Raw genomic sequence first — 647 nt, 5'->3', positions numbered from 1 at the left:
TTTCAACCTCTCTCCATGTGAAGAAAGAAATTATCCGGTATTAGCTCACGTTTCCGCAAGTTATCCCAGTCTTACAGGCAGGTTGCCCACGTGTTACTCACCCGTCCGCCGCTCATCTTTTTGGAAGCAAGCTCCCAAAAGATGCGCTCGACTTGCATGTATTAGGCACGCCGCCAGCGTTCGTCCTGAGCCAGGATCAAACTCTCATAAAAGTGGAACAAAGGCTTGTCATGAAATTAATCATACTTACCTTGTTCCTTCTGAGTTGATTTGCTCAATTGCTGGCAATGGTTTAAAACCATCTGTCCATTATTTATTGACGTTCGTTTCGTTCAGTTTCCAAAGATCAAATTCCCAATTGCTCTAAGAGCAACTTTTATATAATAACATTGAAAAACTACTTTGTCAACACTATTTTTTGAATCCTTATTCTCTCTCAAGGACATGTTCTAATATATCAAGTTTTTGCATGAGATGCAATAGTTTTTTTGAAAATTATACTTGCCAATGATTCCCAGGTTAAAAACATAAGAAAAACCGGGCAAACCCCGCCCGGTCCTTTTCTATCCACCCAGACTAGAGGAAATCCGATAATTTATATTCCTGTCCATGTAGGCCTTTATAATACTCTGGATACATTTCTCCAC

General features: G+C 39.9%; 1 rRNA gene. It reads right to left on the bottom strand.

Features of this window, described 5'->3' with window-relative positions:
- Window positions 1-212: ribosomal RNA gene (locus tag MUB24_RS23105) — 16S ribosomal RNA — on the bottom strand; the annotation flags it as partial.
- Window positions 213-647 lie beyond the last annotated feature (435 nt).

Origin of the sequence: Lederbergia sp. NSJ-179, assembly GCF_022867885.1 — a bacterium.
Classification (GTDB): domain Bacteria; phylum Bacillota; class Bacilli; order Bacillales; family Bacillaceae_C; genus Lederbergia.
Note: the sequence above shows the minus strand (reverse complement) of the source record. Positions and strands in the feature narration are given on the sequence as shown.